General features: G+C 61.3%; 1 protein-coding gene. It reads left to right on the top strand.

All coding sequences use genetic code 11. The features are described 5' to 3' along the window. Positions 1-157 precede the first annotated feature (157 nt). Positions 158-994, top strand: an 837-nt coding sequence (locus HV670_RS30125; protein ID WP_246258142.1) for a phytanoyl-CoA dioxygenase family protein, incomplete at its 3' end; no start/stop codon positions are given.

The following is a 994-nucleotide window of genomic DNA, read 5'->3' on the forward strand; positions in this document are numbered from 1 at the left end:
CTCCGCGACACTGGCGACGCGTTCGTCGGCCCGCCGCCGCGATGGCACATCGATCGCGCAAAGTATTCATCGAGCCGGAACAGATTCCGCATTTTTTCTCCGGGGCGCGTTTTTGATGCGCCTCAAAGGCGCCGTTCCAGCCCGTTGAGCAAATCGCGTGCCGCGTCCGATCGAACCGATTAGCATCCGCTTTTTCTCCTGCCGGATCGATGAGTCGCTCGACACCCCGCCGCGTGGTACGCTGCAGTTCGAGCGTGTGAGAATCTTGGAGACAACTTTGGCCGACGTCTCTTCCGAGCAGCTGGACCGATATGCCGCGGCATTCGAACGCGACGGAATGGTTATCCTCAAGCACCATTTCCCGAAGGAAACCTTGGCCGCCTGGCGCCAGGCATTCGAGCCGCTGCTGCGCGAGCGGGTCGCTTCGGGAGCAACAGCAGTGCGAGGCACTAACCGGCACTACATTACCCTCCCGTTCACCGGCGTGTTTGCCGACGAGAATATCTTTTGCGACCCCGCCATCCTGGGCATCGTCGAACGTGTCGCCGGTGACGACCCGGTCATGTGCCAACTTGCGACTGACACGCCGCTGAACGGCTCGACGTATCAGGATGTTCACCGGGATACTCCGCCGCTATTCGATGACCTTCCGGAAACACCCTCTTTCCAACTGGCGGTCAATTTCCCTCTCTGCGACGTCACGCTCGAGAACGGTCCCTTTGAGACCACTCTAGGCACGCATCGCCTCCGGCCCGAAGAGGCCATGAAAGCGTGGAGCGAGAACCGCGCCATTCTGCATGTCGTCCCGATGGAACTCGGCGACGTAATGATTCGCGACGTCCGCGCATTGCACCGAGGCACCCCGAACACGACAGACGAGCCGCGCCCCATGGTCGTGATCGGTTACAGCCGAAGCTGGTATTTGCGTCCCGAGGTCCATATCGATGTGCCCGTCGATGCTGACCAGCGCCTGAGTCCCCGTGCCAAGCGGCTC

It is taken from the genome of Pararobbsia alpina (assembly GCF_902859895.1).
Classification (GTDB): Bacteria; Pseudomonadota; Gammaproteobacteria; order Burkholderiales; family Burkholderiaceae; genus Pararobbsia; species Pararobbsia alpina.